This is a genomic window from Kitasatospora sp. NPDC059146, assembly GCF_042786665.1.
In the GTDB taxonomy this organism is placed as follows: Bacteria; Actinomycetota; Actinomycetes; order Streptomycetales; family Streptomycetaceae; genus Kitasatospora.
This window is the reverse complement of the sequence record NZ_JBHZCY010000044.1, coordinates 32,629-47,705: the sequence shown is the minus strand read 5'-3', so window position 1 is coordinate 47,705 and position 15,077 is coordinate 32,629. Positions and strand designations below refer to the sequence as shown.

Sequence of the window (15,077 nt, the reverse complement as noted above, 5' to 3'; positions counted from 1 at the left end):
CCGGGCGGGCGGGGTCGGGCGGGGTCGGCACCCTCCCGCCCGAACCCGCCCGACCCCTGCCGACCGGCGCCGGGCCCTGGTCAGAACTCGCCGTGGGCGAGCTGTTCCAGCGCCTCCCGGATCAGCGGTTCGTGCTGGTGCGCCGCGAGCCGGCGGTGGTACTGCCGGGCCAGGCCCGGCGGAAGGGTGCCGGAGACGCCGATGGCGCAGGACGTGGCACGGACGGCCTGCGCCGCCTCGCCGAGGGCGAGGTAGGTGTCGACGACGGACAGCAGCATCCGGCCGGTCAGCGGCGGGGCGAGCACCGGCTCGGGGCCGTCCAGCCAGTCGAGCAGCGCGGCGGCGTGGGGTTCGGCCCGCCGTGGATCGGCCGCGTGGAGCCAGGCGTCGGCCCGTACGGAGGTCAGGAAGCGGTCGTCGACGGTGAACGGGAACCCGGGCCGGTGCCGGTGCTTGTGGTCGGAGGCGACCGAGGTGTCGGCGGCGAGGGTGTCGGCGGCGAGGTCGAGCGCCCGCGCCGTGTCACCGGACCGGCCGAGGCGGGCGAGGGCCAGCGCCTCCCTGGTGTGCAGCACGACGGCCACGGCGGGGGCCGGCTCAGGGTCGGCGGCCCTGGCGGCCCGCACGATCATCCGCGCGTCGGCCGCGTCACCCACGATGAGGTGCCGGGTGGCCAGTTGCGCCATCACGACGCCCGCTGCGGCCCGGTCACCGGTGGCGACGGCGGCACGGAGTGCGGCGAGGTTGTGCCGCTCGGCTCCGGTCTCCTCGCCGAGGGCGCTGCTGAGCCAGGTGCAGAGCAGGGCGGTGCGGGCCGCGAGCGGGAACAGCCGCCGTGGTCCCGGACTTTCGACGCCGCCGCTCGTCCCGGCGCCGGTTTCGGTACTGGTGCGGGCACCGCTGAGCAGGTTGCCGACGACGAGCCGGTGTTCGGCGTACGCCACGCCGTACAGGGCCGCGGCGGGCATCAAGGTGCCGGCCTCCTGCTGTTCGAGAGCAGTGGTGCGGGCCTCGCTCCAGCGCAGGCGGTTCCCGACCAGGCCGGGAACGCACCCGGCGGCCGAGCGGGTGGTCCGGCGGGTCCAGCCGGTCCGGCCCGGGTCGGCGAGCTGTGTCAGGGCAGCACCCAGGTGGGATGCCAACTCACGCCCCCTCAGGGTGAGTTCAGGTGAATGCCGAGCCCCGGAGAGGTCCACGACGGCGCGCAGGGCGAGGACCGCACCGTGGTCCGTGTAGGGCTGGTCGAGCAGGGTGGCGTCCCCGGTGGCCAGGTGGAGCCAGTGCGGCCAGCCGAGTTGGTGGACCTCGCGGGCGGGGATCCCGTGGATGTGCGCCATGGCGAGCTGGGCGGTGTGCTCGGGGACGGAGCGGGCGGCCTCCCAGCGGGAGACCCTCTCCCGGCGGGCCGCCGTGTTCCCGAGCGCGAGCGCGGTGTGGGTGCGCGCGATGAGCTTGGCGTACTCGGACTGGGACAGGCCCATGCCCTCGCGCAGCCGGGTGAGGGGGTGGACGTGGACCATGTCGCCTCCGAAGGGGTCATCGCGTCATCGCCGTTACGGGATCGGCCGGTTGGAGCGGGAGCCCTCGTCCAGGCGCTCCAGGACCTGCCGGACGGCCGGCTCGTTCTCGTGCCGGGCCAGCCGCGCGCGGTACTGGAGGTCGAGTCCGGGCGGGAGCCTCCCGGTGACGTCGACGGCGCGGTGGACGGTGTCGGCGACACGGTCGAGCTCACCGAGCGCGAGGTGCGCGTCGGCCGCGTAGAGGAGCCAGACACCCGTCTGGGGCGACGGGACGGCGCTCTGCGGTGCCAGCAGGGAGTCGGCGAAAAGCTCGAAGTACGGCTTCGCGCCCTGCGGATCCCCGAGGAACAGCGCGGCCTGGGCCCGGCTGACGGTGACGCACCGCTCGACGACCCCGGGACCGACCCCGGCACCCACCCCCGTACCGGCCACTGGACCGGCACCCGCCGTGGCCGCGCTCGCGGCGGCCCGGTCCAGCGCCCTCGCCGCGCCGGTGGCGTTCCCCAGCCGGGCCAGGGCGAGGGCCTCCGCGCAGTGCAGGATGCTCTCCGGACCGTACGAGGACCCGCGCTGTCCGGACTGTCCGGGTTGACCGGACTGACCGGACTGCCCTGAGCGGACGGCGGCGGCTGCCCGGACGAGCGCCAGCGCATCGGCCGGGGAGCCGGCGGTGAGGTGGCGACGGGCGAGGTGGGCCATGGCCGCCGAGGCCGTCCCGGGCGCGGCAGCAGCGGCGGCGGCCCGGATCGCGGTGAGGTTGTGGCGCTCCGCCCGGGTCTCCTCGCCGACGGCGCTGCTCAACCAGGTGCAGAGCAGCGCCGTGCGGGCAGCGAGCCGGAAGAGCGGGCGGGCGGCCGGGGCGTCGCGGTCACGGCCGTTGAACAGGCCGACGACCAGCCGGTGTTCGGCGTGCGCCGCCCGGTAGAGGGCCTCGGCGGGTATCAGCGAGCCGTCCTCGTGCCGTTCGAGCGCGCCGGTGCGGGCCTCGATCCAGTGCAGCTGCTCGGCGAGGGCCTGGGACCGGCCCGGCACGTCACCCCGGCCGGGGCGGGCGTCCCGGCCGGCGCGGGTTCCCCCGCCGTCCGCCGCGATCTGGGTGAGCGCGGACCGCAGTTGGGCGGTGAGCGCCGGCCCCCGCAGCAGGAGCCGCGGGGAGCGTGGCGCCTTCGGCAGGTGGAGGGCGCTGCTCAGGGCGAGCTCGGCGCCGGCGGGCGTGTAGGGCTGCTCCAGCAGGGTGGTGTCGCCGATGACCAGGTGCAGCCAGTGGGGCCAGCCGAGACGGCGCACCTCGCGGGCGGCGACTCCGTGGATGTGCGCCATCGCCAGTTGCGCGGTGTGCTCGGGGACGGTCCGTCCCGATTCCCACCGGGAGACCTTCTCCCGACGGGCCGCCATCTGCCCGAGGCCGAGCTCGACATGGGTCCGGGCGACGAGACGGGCGTATTCGGGGTGGGAAAGGCCCTTCGCGGACCGCAACAGGATGAGTGGGTGCGCCATGGATGCAGTCTTGAGATGTCTCTGTAGATCGTGGGGGAACCGAGACCGGCTCCGGACCGGCTTCGGTACCGGATCCTAGAAAAACCGATACGGAATTCGCCAGACGCGGAGGCACTCCCCGAGGCACTGCCGACGGCATTGCCGGAACGGGAATTGGCGCTTTCAGTCGGACCGGGGCTCGAAGCTGCGCCCGGGCCCGAACCCGCCCCCGGGTTCGCGGCCGCCCCCGGATTCGAACCCGGTCCGACGCTGCGCCACGGACCGATCGTCCAGATGGTCGAGGAGCTCCCGCACGCCGGGGTGGTCGGCGTGCGGCGCGAGCCGGCTGCCGAACCAGTGGGCGAGCCCCGGCGGCAGGGTCCCGGCCCGGTCGACGGCGCCGCGGACGGTGGCGGCCGCCTCGTCGACCTGCCCGACCGCCAACTGGGCCTCCACCAGCGGGCGCAGCCGGGCCACGGCGTGCGGCGAGGGGGGCCGGGCCGTCGGCGCGCCGTCGGTGCGCAGGCTCCGGTAACTGTCCAGGGCCCGGGCCGGTTGCCCCAGACGCAGCCAGGTGTGACCGCGGGCGAGGGCGAGGTACTCCTCGTCGATGTTGCTGCCGGTGGGGTCGGCCTGTGCGTCCCAGCCCGGCGCGGCCGCCGACAGGGCGCGCTCGGCGTGCTCCAGCGCACGCAGGCCGGCGGCGGGTTCGCCGAGCCGGGCCAGGGCGCGGGCCTGCCGGGTGTGCAGGATGACGGCCAGCCTGGGGGTGGGGCGCGGGTCGACGGCCCGGGCGGCCCGGAGCAGGGCGAGGGCGTCCCGGGGGTCGCCGCGGCGCAGGTGCCTGATCGAGAGCAGCGAGAGGTAGGCGGCGGTGTGCCGGGGCGCCCCGGCGGCGGCCGCGGCCCGGATCGCGGCCAGGGCGTAGCGCTCGGCGCGGCCCTCCTCCCCCAGGGCGCCGCTGGTCCAGGTGCACAGGGCCGCGCTGCGTGCCGCGAGCAGGAACAGTCGGGTGCCGGTGGTCCGGTCGTACCGGTGGCGGGCCAGGAGGTCACCGACGAGCCGGTACTCGGCCCGGGCGGCGGCGTGGAGCGCGTCCTGCGGGATCGGGCTGCCGGCCTCCAGTTCTTCCAGGGTGCGGATGCGGGTCTCGGCCCAGCCGAGCGTTCCGGGGCCGATCCGGGGGCCCTCGTGCACGGGCGGGCACGGGCCGTCGGCGAGCGCCGCCACGGCGCCGCGGATCTGGGCGGTGAGCGAGGCGCCGGTGGCGATCAGCGCAGGGCCCGGGCCGGGATTCCCCGGCTCACCTGCGGCGAGCCGGGTGATGTCGACGGCGGCCTGCGGATTCCACGGCTGCCGCAGTAGTGCACCGTCGCCGCCGGCGACGAACAGCCACTGCGGCCAGCCCAGGCGCAGCACGATCTCCCGGTCCACCTGGTGGATACGGGCGATGGCGAGCTGGGCGCCGAGTTCCGGAGCGATCCGGCCCGATTCCCAGCGGGAGACCTTCTCGCGCCGCGCGGCCATCGGCCCGAAGCCGAGTTCCGCGTGCGTACGGGCGATCAGCTGGGCGTACGCGGACTGGGAAAGGCCGATCGCGATTCTCAGCACGGCCAGGGGGTGCGTCGTCATGTCATGGCTTCGATTCCTCCCAGCGGCCTTCCGTCGTTCTTCGCGACGGCATTCGCGGCGGTGGGGGGTTTTGTCGAATGATCAATCAAGACTCATTTGATCGTAACAGCGCGACTTCGCAGCGTCAAAGCCAGAAGCGAATTCCGCAGTTCCTGAATTCCGGCGGAATGTCATTTCCGCGAAGCCTCCCGCCGCCCCGGGCGTGTGCAGGCATGCGTGCTACGGCGCGAGGCGGTCCGGCAGCGGCACCGCGTGCAGGCAGGGGTGCCGCCCCGCGCCGTCCGGGGCGGACAGGACGGTGGCGACCTCGCCGATGATCTCCACCCGGAGGTCGCCGGCGCGGTTCGTCCAGACCGGTCCGCCGCCGGGGCCCACGGCCTCGGTGACGCGGACCACGACGACCGGCGGCGGAGCGTGCCCGCCGATCGACCCGGGCAGGGTCACCGCGTAGCGGCGTTCAAGGCTCTTCATGGCCGGCCTCCTCGTCGGACTCCCCGCCCGGTGGCGTCGATTCTCCTCCGAGGTCGGGCCGTCGCATACGAACGGTAACCGTCTTCGCAGCACCCTTCGGCCCGGCACGGTACCGGGCCCCGGAATCGATGGTCACCCGGGCACCTACCCGGCCGGGGCCGATGCACACGCCCGCACGCACCCGACGGACCGGGCGGACCGGCCGGACGGACCGGGCGGACGGACCGGCCGGGCGCAGGCCCTGGTGCGAGCGGTCCGGACCGGGCAGGCTGCTCCTGCCCGCTCCGGTCGTCCGGACCGGGCGCAGCCCCCCACTGCCCAGCCGTTCAGCCACCCCGCCGCCCCGCCGTACGAAAGCGAGACCGTGACCGTGACCATGAGCGACGACCCCCGAGCCGGCACCGTCGACGGACTGCTGCGCCGGAGCGCCCGCCGGGCCCCCGACCGCGTCGCCCTCACGTTCGCCGACCGCAGCTGGACCTACCGGCAGCTCGACGAGGCGGTCAGCCGCGCCGCCGGGCACCTGCTCGGGCTCGGGCTGCGGCCCGGCGACCGGGTCGCCGCGTACGGGCGCAACTCCGACGCCTACGCGATCGCCTTCCTCGCCTGCGCCCGGGCCGGACTGGTGCACGTCCCGGTCAACCACGCCCTCACCGGCGAGGAACTGCGCTACCTGCTCGGCCAGTCCGGCACCCGCGCGGTGCTCAGCGACCCGGCGCTCGCGCCGGAGGTCGAGCGGGTCCGGGACGGCCTGGCCGTCGAACACGTGCTACCGCTGCGGGAGGACCCGGCCGGGCTGCCGGGGAGCGGGCTCTCGGGGATCGGCCTGCTGGAGGCCGCGTCGGCCGGCCCCGTGCCCGATCTCGGCACCGGTCCGGCCGACACCGAGCTCGCCCAGCTGCTCTACACCTCCGGCACCACCTCCCGCCCCAAGGGCGCGATGATGCCCCACCGCGCCCTGGTGCACGCCTACCTGTCCGCCCTCCACGCCCTCGACCTGCGCGAGGACGACCGGCCGCTGATCTGCATGCCGCTCTACCACTCGGCGGCCCTGCACGTCTTCCTGCTCCCGTACCTCGCCGTCGGCGCCTCCGTCCTGCTGCTGGAGTCGCCCGACATCCCCGAGCTGCTCCGCCGGATCGAGGCCGACCGGATCGCCTCGCTGTTCCTGGCACCGACCGTGTGGGTTCCGCTGGCCAACCACCCGGACCTCGACCGGCACGACCTGTCCTCCCTGCGCAAGGCCCAGTACGGCGCCTCGATCATGCCGGTGGCGGTGCTCGACCGGCTCCGTGCCCGCTACCCGCAGGTCGGCTTCTACAACTGCTTCGGCCAGTCCGAGATCGGCCCGCTGTCCACGGTGCTCCGGCCGGAGGAGCACCTCGACCGCCCGGCCTCCTGCGGACGCCCGGTGCTGTTCGTGGAGACCCGCGTCGTGGACCGGACCGGCACCGAGGTGCCGCCCGGCACCCCGGGCGAAGTCGTCTACCGCTCACCACAGTTGTGCCTCGGCTACTGGGACTCGCCCGAGCAGACCGCCGAGGCCTTCAAGGACGGCTGGTTCCACTCCGGGGACCTGGTGGTCGCCGACGAGGCCGGCTACCTGACCGTGGTCGACCGGATCAAGGACGTCATCAACACCGGCGGGGTGCTGGTCGCCTCCCGGGAGGTCGAGGAGGCCGTCTACAGCCACCCCGCCGTGGCCGAGGTCGCGGTGATCGGCGTCCCCGACGAGAAGTGGATCGAGGCGGTCACCGCCTTCGTCGTGCTCCGCCCCGGCAGTCCCGCCCCCACCGCGGCGGAACTGATCGCCCACGTCAGGAGCCGGCTCGCACCGTTCAAGGTGCCGAAGAAGGTCCTCTTCGTCACCGAACTGCCCCGCAACCAGAGCGGCAAGCTCCTCAAGCGCGAACTCCGGGCCCGGGCCTCCGGGATCCGCTAGCCCGGCCGGCCCAGACGGCCGGGACGGCAGCGCTCACGGAGTGGTCCGGACCGGGAAGCCGGTGGCGCGGCCCTGGCTCTTCAACCAGGTGAGCACCTGGCCGAGGGCCTCGACGGTCTGCTGCCGGTCGCCGCCACCGTCGTGGAACAGGACGGTCGGGCCGAGGGCGAGCTCCTTCTTCACCGTCTCGACGATGGCCGCCGTGCCGGGCTTCTCGAAGTCCTTCGAGTCGACGTTCCAGCCGAGCGGGCGCATGCCGTTCGCGGCGGCGATCCGCCGGCTGTCGGGGGTGAACGAGCCGCCGGGGGCCCGGTAGTACATGACCTCGGCGCCGCCCGCGGCCTGCTCGATCATCTTCTTCGCGTCCAGGATCTCCCGCTCCTGGTAGGCGACGGGCTTCTTGTCCATCGTGGTGTCGTGGTCCACGGTGTGGTCGCAGAGCCGGTGACCGGCCGCCACCACCTGCTTGACCAGGTCCGGGTGGGCCTTGGCCTGCGGTCCGATCATGCAGAAGGTCGCCTTCACCCCGTACCGCTTGAGCACGTCGAGGACCTTCGGGGTCCACACCGGGTCGGGCCCGTCGTCGATGGTGATGTTGACGGCGTTGCCCCCGGCCTCCGAGGCGTGGGCTATGCCCTCGGGTATGCCGCCGGACTGCGCACCGCCGCCGCTGCCCCGGGCACCGTCCTGGCCGCCCTGCCCTTCGGCGGACCCGTCCTGCGCCTGGGCGACGTTCCGGTCATGGCCGGGGACCGTCGCGGTGACCGCGGGAACCGCCCAAGCCGTCGCCGCGGCGACGACGACCGCCACCGCGACGGCCGCCCGCGACCGGTTGCCCACGGTCCCCATGCGCGCCTTGATGTCCATCAACGACCCCTCCCCCGACTCCACCTGCGTGTTCTCCGAGGTCGAGGACGTCGACCACCCCACCGGGGTTCCCCGCTTCGACGCGCGTAGCAGACCGGTGACATTTCCCACCGGAACGCGCTGACGCTCAGTGGAGCGACAAGGCGGGCGAGGCCGGCGACGTCGGCACGGTCGGCGAGGTCACGGAGCCGGCTCCTGATCATCGGCCTCGTACTGGTTCTTCCAGGCGACGCAGCTCGGGCGCCGACCGCCCGTGAGCAGGAACTCCTTCACCGCCGCCCGCACCAGGTCGACGGGGACCTCCACCTGGTCCCGGAACTCGGTCCAGTGCCCCGCGAGGTAGTACGCGGGGGCGTTGCGCGACTCCGGCGGGCCTGCCGTCACGAAGTTCCCACTGCCGTCGATGAAGAGCAGCACCCCGACGTCCTGCTCGCGGTCGACTCCGACCTGGAAGTCGTGGTCAGGGACCGCCGGGAAGTCGTGGCCCGGAACTCTCGGCTTGACGATCCCCCTGGCCAGGTGGGTCAGCTGAGCCAGGTTCTCGTACGCCGAGCCGTCGAGGAGTTCGTCGATCAGGCGATCGACGTCCTCGACGGAGGTGAGACGGCCGGGATCCGCCATCTGGTCCGCCCGGTACCGGACCTCGACCAGTGCCGGTAGTGCCACCGATCCCCTCCAGACCCGGCGGCGACCGCCGGCGACGCTCCTACCAGCGGTCGTGCACCTGCGGCCGGATGCGGCGGTCGTACAGCTCCCGTACGGCGTCGAGCGTGGCCGCGGGCAGCGGGGCCTGCTCGGCGGCCGCGGCGTTGGAGCGGGCCTGCGCCACGTTGCGGGCGCCGGGGATCACCGTCGTGACCCCGGGCTGCTGGATGATCCACCGCAGGGCCGTCTGCGCCGCCGTGGCGCCCTCGGGTGCGAGCGCGGCGAACTCCCGGGCCGCCTCGACGCCCGTGGCGAAGTCCACGCCGGAGAAGGTCTCGCCCTGGTCGAAGGCCTCGCCGTGGCGGTTGTAGGTGCGGTGGTCGTCCGGGCCGAAGACGGTCCGCTCGCTGTAGCGGCCCGAGAGCAGCCCCGAGGCGAGCGGCACCCGCGCCAGGATCCCCACCCCGGCCGCCTCCGCCGCGGGCAGCACCCGCTCCAGCGGCTTGAGCCGGAAGGCGTTCAGGATGATCTGCACACTGGCGACGCCCGGACGCGCGATCGCGGTCAGCGCCTCCGCGCAGGTCTCCACGCTCACCCCGTAGGCCGCGATCCGCTCCTCTGCCACCAGGGTGTCCAGGGCGTCGAACACCTCGTCCGAGGAGTAGACCGGCGTCGGCGGGCAGTGCAGCTGCACCAGGTCCAGCCGCTCCACGCCCAGGTTCTCCCGCGAACGGTCCGCCCAGGCACGGAAGTTGGCGAGGCGGTAGTGCTCGGGCCGCTGCTCGACCCGGCGGCCGAACTTGGTCGCGACGAACACCTCCGCGTCCGGCCGCTCCTTCCGGAACCGGCCGATCAGCCGCTCACTGCGGCCGTCCCCGTAGACGTCCGCGGTGTCGAAGAGCGTGACCCCCGCCTCCACCGACGCCTCCAACACGGCCAGGGCGTCCTCCTCCCGGACGTCACCCCAGTCCGCACCGAGCTGCCAAGTGCCGAGTCCGACCACCGAAACGGGACGGCCGGTCCGGCCGAGTACGCGCTGTTCCATACCAGGAGCCTCTCACGCCACCCCACCCGACGCCGCCCGGGCCCGGTCCCCGACGAAGATCCTCAGCCGCCGAGGAGAACCTCCCGCCAGAGGGAGTGCCGCTGGGCGGCGACATCGGCGTCGCGTTTGACGATGAATTCGAACAAGTCCCTCAGGCACGCGTACCGGTCGATACTGTCCGCGGAATTGATGATTCCCGAGATCCAGTACCAGCGCCATGCCGAGTCGATGAGGCCGCTGATCGACGAGTTGACGAACACATCGCTCTGGCGCCACTGGGTCAGCGGGATTCCCCAGACCTGACCCGACGGGACAGCCGCCGCCAGTTCCAGGTCGAGCCAGATACCGAGCCCGTAGTAGCCGCGCCCGTCCTCCAGCTCGTCCGGACGCTCACCCGCGTGGATGTTCGAGACAAGGCCGTACCGCTCGATCAGCGGCAACCCCCACCGTTCCAGAGCCGCACGGTCGCGGGCCGGAACGAGCCACCGGTTCAGGGCCAGCGGATCCTCGACCGCCGTCCGATCCGTGGGGACCACGAGTTCCGCCTGCGGGCGGGCGAGGATCTCGCGCGCCCGATCACGCATGGAGCCCAAACTCGGCCGTCCCTTTTGTGTCAAGAGCATTGCCGCAGGAGGGGCAGCGGCACAGCCTAACCCGCCTTCCGTGATCACCTGACGGGCTCACGGCGCCAGCGGATCAGCGCAGTCAGGAGAGGGTGGCCGGCCGTCGAGAGTCCCTATCGGCGACGGTTGGGCGCTCGGTCGTGGCGGTCACGGCCGCGGGATCGGGACGACAACGCCCAGGCGCCGCAGCAGATGGCGGATTGCCCTGCTGGAGAAATCAGTGCTCGGAGTGCTCGTGGCCGGCCTCGCGTGCGGGGTCCGTCACGAACCGGCTCAGCCGGTAGGTGGTCGGCTGCACCAGACGGCCGCAAAGCGTGTCGATCCGGATCATCGATCCGTCGACTCCCGCTTCCCGAAGACGGCGCAGGTGTGCGCGCAGCTCCGCCTCGTCCAACGTTTCGAGGACCACGTCCCACCGCCCGGCGTCCGGCGCAGTGCGAGCGGCAAGGCGCTGCCTCTCGGCCTCCTGCCGCCGTTTCCTCTTCGCCTGTCCTGGCACCGGCCCAGAATCGCGGGTCGGCGTCAGGACGGCAAGGCCATTGAAACGGGCGCCGTGTCCGCTCTCGGTGAGCCTTGGTCAGGCCGGCGCTACCGCGGCTGCGCGCTCGGATTGTCGGGCAGTGAGGCGAGGTGGGCGAGCAGGGGGGCGGCGCCGTCCTTGGTGGCGAGTCCGCGGGCGAGGTGGGTGGCGCGGTGGTGGTGGGTCGGGTCGGTCAGGCAGGTGGTGATCGCGTCGGCGAGGGCTTCGGCGGTGAGGTCCTGGAACGGGACGGGGCGGGGGGCGACGCCCAGGGTGTGCAGCCGGGCCGCCCAGAACGGCTGGTCGGCCATGACGGGCACGGCGACGGCGGGCACCCCGGCCCGTAGGGCGGCCGCCGTGGTGCCCGCTCCGGCGTGGTGGACGACGGCGGCGGTGCGGGGGAACAGCCAGTCGTGCGGGACGTCACCGACGGTCAGGACGTCGTCGCCGCAGCCGTTCAGCCCGGCCCAGCCCGCCTGCACCACCGCCCGTACGCCCGCCCGCTCGACCGCCGTGGCGACCAGCCCGCTGAGCCGCTCCCCCTCCCCGACCGCCATGCTGCCGAACCCGATGAACACCGGGGGCGGGCCGGCCCGGAGGAAGTCGAGCAGGTCGGCCGGGGGCTGCCAGCCGGCCGGCCGCGCGGGCCACCAGTAGCCCGCCACCCGGGCCCGGGACGGCCAGTCGGCGGGGCGCGGCAGCACCAGCGGACTGTAGCCGTGGAAGACCGGACGGGTTTCGGCCGTGGGCGGGTCGGCGGGCAGTCCGAGCCGGGCACGCAGCCTGGTGACGGCGTCCACGAAGAGCCCTTCCGCGCGCCTCAGGACGTCCCGGCCCGCCGCGAGGTTGCCCTCCGGCCCCAGGTCGTCCGCGTTCCGGGCGTTGGGCAGCGCGAACTCCCGGGTGGCGAACGACGGGGCCAGGTAGGTGCCGACGACGGGGACACCGAGCGCCTCGCCCGCCGCCCGGCTCAGCGGTGCCGGGCCGAAGGCGGTGAGCACCACGTCGGCTCCGCCCGCCGCCGCCTCCGCGACCCCGTCGGCCAGCCCGTCCGTGTAGGCCCGCAGCGCCGCCCGGGAGAACTCCCGGACCAGCTCGTTCGGGTCTCCCGGCACGGGCCGGTGTTCGAGTCCGCAGTCGGCGAGGAGCCCGGCGAAGGACGCGTGGGCGGCCACGGCGACCTGGTGGCCCGCCTCCAGCAGCCGCCGCCCGAGCCCGGTGAAGGGCGCGACGTCTCCGCGTGAACCGGCTGTGACGATCAGAATGCGCATGGCACGATTCTGCCGCCTCCCGCCGCAACTCCGTGCCCACGCGCTGCCGTTGCTCCTGACTCGCGGACACCGGCCGGTCGAGGGATCAGAACGGGGGTGCCTGCGCGGTTGCGCCGACACCGGCCCAAGGGTCGTCCTGCTCCCCCTGCTCGGTTAGTTCACGCTCCCGCCGTTCGGCGGCCGCGCGTGCCTCCGCGATCGTCGGGACGGCGGCGAGGGCCTCCTCCGGGCGGCCCAGTCTGATCAGCGTCTCGGTCAGGTCGAAGTCGACCCCCTGCTGGGCGGACGCCCGGAGCAGCGCGAGGGCCTCCTCCGGGCGGCCGTCCCGCTCCAGCAGCCGCGCCACCACGGTGTCCCACTCCCCGGGCTCCCGCTCGTTGAGGGCGGTGGCCTCCGTGAGACCCTCGGCACAGCGGCCCGCCTCGCCCAACAGCCAGAACCGCAGCTGGAGGATGCTCTCCGGATGCCCCTCGGCATACGCACCGGTGAGCCCCTCCAGCAGTTCGAGCGCCCGGTCGGGGCGGCTGTCGTCGACGAGCAGTTCCAGCGCCCAGTGGAGGAGGTTCCCGCAGTCGTAGTAGTCGTACGTGGGCCGGCCGGTCTCCACGGCTTCGTCGACCCTCCCCTGCCCGACGAGGAGGCGCATCAGCGCCGCACGGTCGTTCGGGTGGTCGTGGGCCTCGATCGCCTCGCGCAGCAGGCTCTCGGCCTCGCCGGCCCGCCCGGCGTCCTCCAGTGCCTTCGCGTACACGGCGAAGGCGGAGTAGCGCTCGCTGACGGCGAGCGCCGCCAACTCTTCGATCAGGCCCTGCCGGGCGAGGAGCTCCGCGTAGTACTGCGGAAAGTTGACGGGGTGACGGCGGCCCGAGGCGATCTCGGTGCGCAGGACCTCGACGGCCTCGTCCGTGCGCCCAGCGCGTTCCAGGACCCGGGAGATCAGGAGCAGCACGTGCCACCGCTCGCTCCGGTCAGCCCCGCACGACTGACCGCAGCTCGCGCACGGCACGCCCTCCGTGCCCTCCATGCGCGCCGCAGCTTGCGTGAGGACGTCCAGGACCCGGTCGTCACGGCCCTGGCCCTCGGTCACCTCGACCAGGTGCGACCGGAGCCAGTGCTCCCCGAGGTGCGGTACCAGCAGGTCGACGGCCTCGTCCGCCCGCCCGGCCCGCACCAGCAGTTCCGCGTAGCGTGCGCTCACGTGGCCGTCGCCCTGTTCGGCCGCGTCCGGGCGCACCATCGCGAGCGCCTCGTCGCCCTCGCCGCGCCGGATCATCAGCTCCGCGGTGAGCCACTCGGCGGCCCGCCAGCCGATGTCGGTGAACGGGTCCATCAGTGCCAGCGCCCGGTCGAACTCCCCGGCCGCGCAGAGCTCCCGCGCCGCCGCCTCCGCGCAGTTCCAGTCGCCGCGTTCCTGCGCCGCCCGGATCACCAGGTCCAGCCGCCCCAGGTCGAGGAGACTGCGCACCATCCGCGGGTAGACGCCGCCGTGGCGTCGCTTTTGCCAGAGAAGATCATCGATGTTCACGAGGGCAACCTACGAACCGCCACTGACACCCCCGCGCCGGTGGGGGTGTGCTGGGATGGTGCGGCGGGGTGTCGGGGCAGACGGAGGGACAGTTGCAGGGGCGGGGGACGGTGCGGGAGATCGTGGTGGACGAGGGGCGGGTGCGGGGACTGGTGCTCGGAGCGGCCTGGCTGGTGTCCCGCTGCCTCGCCGAGGACGACCCCTTCCGGCTGGTGACGGCCGGGCCGCGGCCCTACGGGTGAGGCGTCAGGGGGTGGCTGTGAGGAGGGCCGTCTGGAAGACGAAGCGGTTCCACGGGGTGCGGGGGTCGCGGCCGGTGGTGGTGGCGAGGCGGCGGAGGCGGTAGCGGACGGTTTGGGGGTGGAGGTGGAGGCGGGCGGCCGCGCCGGCGGCGCCGTCGGCGTAGATGACCGCGTCGAGGGTCCGGCGGGTGTCGTCGTCCTGGGCGAGGTGGCCGAGTACGGCCTCGGTGACCCGGGCGGGGGCGGCGTCCGGGTGTCCGGTGACCAGGGCCACCACCTCCAGGTCGCCGCGGTCGAGCACCCGGCGTTCGGTCCGCGCCGGTGGTGGGGCGTGCCGGAGGCCGTGGAGGGCCAGGCGGTAGTCGCGTGGGGCGGTGGCGGCGGTGACGCCGGTGAGCCGGGCGCCGGTGAGGGCGTGCGCGCCGGTCAGGCGCTCCAGCGCCGCCGGGTCGACGGCCTTGAGCAGGACGACCCCGACGCCGTCCATGACGGTGTGCAGCGAGGTGAGTTCGAGGTCGCCGGCCCGGTCGGCTGCGGTTCGGGCGTCGAGGGCCGTGGCCGCCAGTGCGGCCGCCCGTGCCGCGTCGTCGGCGGAACCGGCGGCACCGGCGGCACCGGCGGCCGGGGAGACCACCAACAGGTCGAAGGTGGCGGGCAGTTCGGCGTCGAGTTCGCGCAACCGCGCGCGCAGGGTGCCGGCGTGGCTCTGCCGGCCGAGCAGCAGGTCCGCGAGGAGGCCGCGGAGTGCGCGTTCGCGGTCCTCGCTGAGGATGCGGCCGGTGGACTCGTAGCCGTCGAAGACCGCCTCCGAGGACTGGTCGAGCACCGTCAGCCAGACCCGGGCCAGCGCGCTGAGGTCGCGCGACGGGACGGTGTCGGGGAAGCGTTCGCCGATCCGGTCGAAGAAGGCCAGCGCCGCCACCCGGTAGGCGCGCAGTACGGCCGCCAGCGGGCGGGCGTCCCGGGCCCGGACGGCGCCGACGCCGCGGAACATCCGGAGGTCGTCGGCGTCCAGGGCGCCGTCCACCGACCACAGTTCGAGCACCCGGCGGAGGGTCCAGACGATCAGGGAGCGGACCTCTTCGAGCTGGCGGGCGTCGAGGTTGGCGTAGGCGGGGATCTCCCGGGTGACGGCGGCCAGGGCGGCCTCGACCATGCCCGGCTCGTCCGCCAGGATCCGCGCCACGGCGGCGGAGCGGTCGGCGGCGGACCGGGCGGCCGACGACGCGCCCCCTACCCGGGTGCCGTGCTCCGGTGGCACAGTCTTCTTCATCACCATCTGACAAACCTAGCGCCCG

General features: G+C 74.1%; 14 protein-coding genes. 2 read left to right on the top strand and 12 right to left on the bottom strand.

The features are described from left to right. Positions 1-80 precede the first annotated feature (80 nt). The 4 genes from ACFXPX_RS20245 to ACFXPX_RS20230 form a co-directional block, all read right to left on the bottom strand. On the bottom strand, positions 81-1,520 hold the full coding sequence (locus ACFXPX_RS20245) for a hypothetical protein (protein WP_380642556.1): 1,440 nt from the start codon (positions 1,518-1,520) through the stop codon (positions 81-83). A 33-nt stretch (positions 1,521-1,553) separates the two neighbouring features. Next, positions 1,554-3,017, bottom strand: coding sequence for a hypothetical protein (locus ACFXPX_RS20240; RefSeq protein ID WP_380642554.1), 1,464 nt, complete (start codon positions 3,015-3,017; stop codon positions 1,554-1,556). Between the two features lie 162 nt (positions 3,018-3,179). Then, entirely contained in the window at positions 3,180-4,628 is a 1,449-nt protein-coding gene (locus ACFXPX_RS20235; RefSeq protein WP_380642552.1) for a hypothetical protein, read from the bottom strand. A gap of 219 nt (positions 4,629-4,847) precedes the next feature. Continuing rightward, positions 4,848-5,099, bottom strand: coding sequence for a DUF6296 family protein (locus ACFXPX_RS20230; protein WP_380642550.1), 252 nt, complete (start codon positions 5,097-5,099; stop codon positions 4,848-4,850). Between the two features lie 376 nt (positions 5,100-5,475). On the opposite strand from ACFXPX_RS20230, the gene ACFXPX_RS20225 reads away from it, so the two are divergent. Continuing rightward, entirely contained in the window at positions 5,476-7,041 is a 1,566-nt protein-coding gene (locus tag ACFXPX_RS20225; protein ID WP_380642582.1) for an acyl-CoA synthetase, read from the top strand. A gap of 33 nt (positions 7,042-7,074) precedes the next feature. Here the strand turns inward: ACFXPX_RS20225 and ACFXPX_RS20220 are convergent, their stop codons facing one another. The 7 genes from ACFXPX_RS20220 to ACFXPX_RS20190 form a co-directional block, all read right to left on the bottom strand. Continuing rightward, the gene (locus ACFXPX_RS20220) at positions 7,075-7,908 is read right to left on the bottom strand and encodes a polysaccharide deacetylase family protein (protein WP_380642548.1); all 834 of its coding nucleotides are present in this window, start codon (positions 7,906-7,908) and stop codon (positions 7,075-7,077) included. 180 nt (positions 7,909-8,088) lie between these two features. Further along, the gene (locus tag ACFXPX_RS20215) at positions 8,089-8,574 is read right to left on the bottom strand and encodes an Imm1 family immunity protein (RefSeq protein ID WP_380642546.1); all 486 of its coding nucleotides are present in this window, start codon (positions 8,572-8,574) and stop codon (positions 8,089-8,091) included. Positions 8,575-8,614: 40 nt separating this feature from the next. Next, positions 8,615-9,598: an aldo/keto reductase gene (locus ACFXPX_RS20210; RefSeq protein WP_380642544.1), complete on the bottom strand. Its 984-nt coding sequence runs from the start codon at positions 9,596-9,598 to the stop codon at positions 8,615-8,617. A 62-nt stretch (positions 9,599-9,660) separates the two neighbouring features. Next, the gene (locus ACFXPX_RS20205) at positions 9,661-10,182 is read right to left on the bottom strand and encodes an SUKH-4 family immunity protein (protein WP_380642542.1); all 522 of its coding nucleotides are present in this window, start codon (positions 10,180-10,182) and stop codon (positions 9,661-9,663) included. A 256-nt stretch (positions 10,183-10,438) separates the two neighbouring features. Beyond that, positions 10,439-10,630 carry a hypothetical protein gene (locus ACFXPX_RS20200; RefSeq protein ID WP_380642540.1) on the bottom strand — a complete coding sequence of 64 codons (192 nt, stop codon included), beginning with the start codon at positions 10,628-10,630 and terminating at the stop codon, positions 10,439-10,441. A 179-nt stretch (positions 10,631-10,809) separates the two neighbouring features. Further along, positions 10,810-12,012: a glycosyltransferase gene (locus tag ACFXPX_RS20195; protein ID WP_380642538.1), complete on the bottom strand. Its 1,203-nt coding sequence runs from the start codon at positions 12,010-12,012 to the stop codon at positions 10,810-10,812. Positions 12,013-12,097: 85 nt separating this feature from the next. Further along, positions 12,098-13,537: a hypothetical protein gene (locus tag ACFXPX_RS20190; RefSeq protein WP_380522945.1), complete on the bottom strand. Its 1,440-nt coding sequence runs from the start codon at positions 13,535-13,537 to the stop codon at positions 12,098-12,100. A gap of 68 nt (positions 13,538-13,605) precedes the next feature. Between ACFXPX_RS20190 and ACFXPX_RS20185 the strand changes: the two genes are divergently transcribed. Next, positions 13,606-13,779 carry a hypothetical protein gene (locus tag ACFXPX_RS20185; RefSeq protein WP_380522944.1) on the top strand — a complete coding sequence of 58 codons (174 nt, stop codon included), beginning with the start codon at positions 13,606-13,608 and terminating at the stop codon, positions 13,777-13,779. Positions 13,780-13,783: 4 nt separating this feature from the next. Here the strand turns inward: ACFXPX_RS20185 and ACFXPX_RS20180 are convergent, their stop codons facing one another. Beyond that, positions 13,784-15,058, bottom strand: a complete 1,275-nt coding sequence (locus ACFXPX_RS20180) for a helix-turn-helix domain-containing protein (protein ID WP_380642536.1) — start codon at positions 15,056-15,058, stop codon at positions 13,784-13,786. Positions 15,059-15,077: the final 19 nt, after the last annotated feature.

Bases quoted from the DNA above. Each gene is read 5' to 3' on its own strand.
- ACFXPX_RS20245 (WP_380642556.1), bottom strand. From the start codon at position 1,520: ATGGTCCACGTCCACCCCCTCACCCGGCTGCGCGAGGGCATGGGCCTG.
- ACFXPX_RS20225 (WP_380642582.1), top strand. From the start codon at position 5,476: ATGAGCGACGACCCCCGAGCCGGCACCGTCGACGGACTGCTGCGCCGG.
- ACFXPX_RS20240 (WP_380642554.1), bottom strand. From the start codon at position 3,017: ATGGCGCACCCACTCATCCTGTTGCGGTCCGCGAAGGGCCTTTCCCAC.
- ACFXPX_RS20205 (WP_380642542.1), bottom strand. From the start codon at position 10,182: ATGCGTGATCGGGCGCGCGAGATCCTCGCCCGCCCGCAGGCGGAACTC.
- ACFXPX_RS20210 (WP_380642544.1), bottom strand. From the start codon at position 9,598: ATGGAACAGCGCGTACTCGGCCGGACCGGCCGTCCCGTTTCGGTGGTC.
- ACFXPX_RS20195 (WP_380642538.1), bottom strand. From the start codon at position 12,012: ATGCGCATTCTGATCGTCACAGCCGGTTCACGCGGAGACGTCGCGCCC.
- ACFXPX_RS20230 (WP_380642550.1), bottom strand. From the start codon at position 5,099: ATGAAGAGCCTTGAACGCCGCTACGCGGTGACCCTGCCCGGGTCGATC.
- ACFXPX_RS20235 (WP_380642552.1), bottom strand. From the start codon at position 4,628: ATGACGACGCACCCCCTGGCCGTGCTGAGAATCGCGATCGGCCTTTCC.
- ACFXPX_RS20180 (WP_380642536.1), bottom strand. From the start codon at position 15,058: ATGGTGATGAAGAAGACTGTGCCACCGGAGCACGGCACCCGGGTAGGG.
- ACFXPX_RS20220 (WP_380642548.1), bottom strand. From the start codon at position 7,908: ATGGACATCAAGGCGCGCATGGGGACCGTGGGCAACCGGTCGCGGGCG.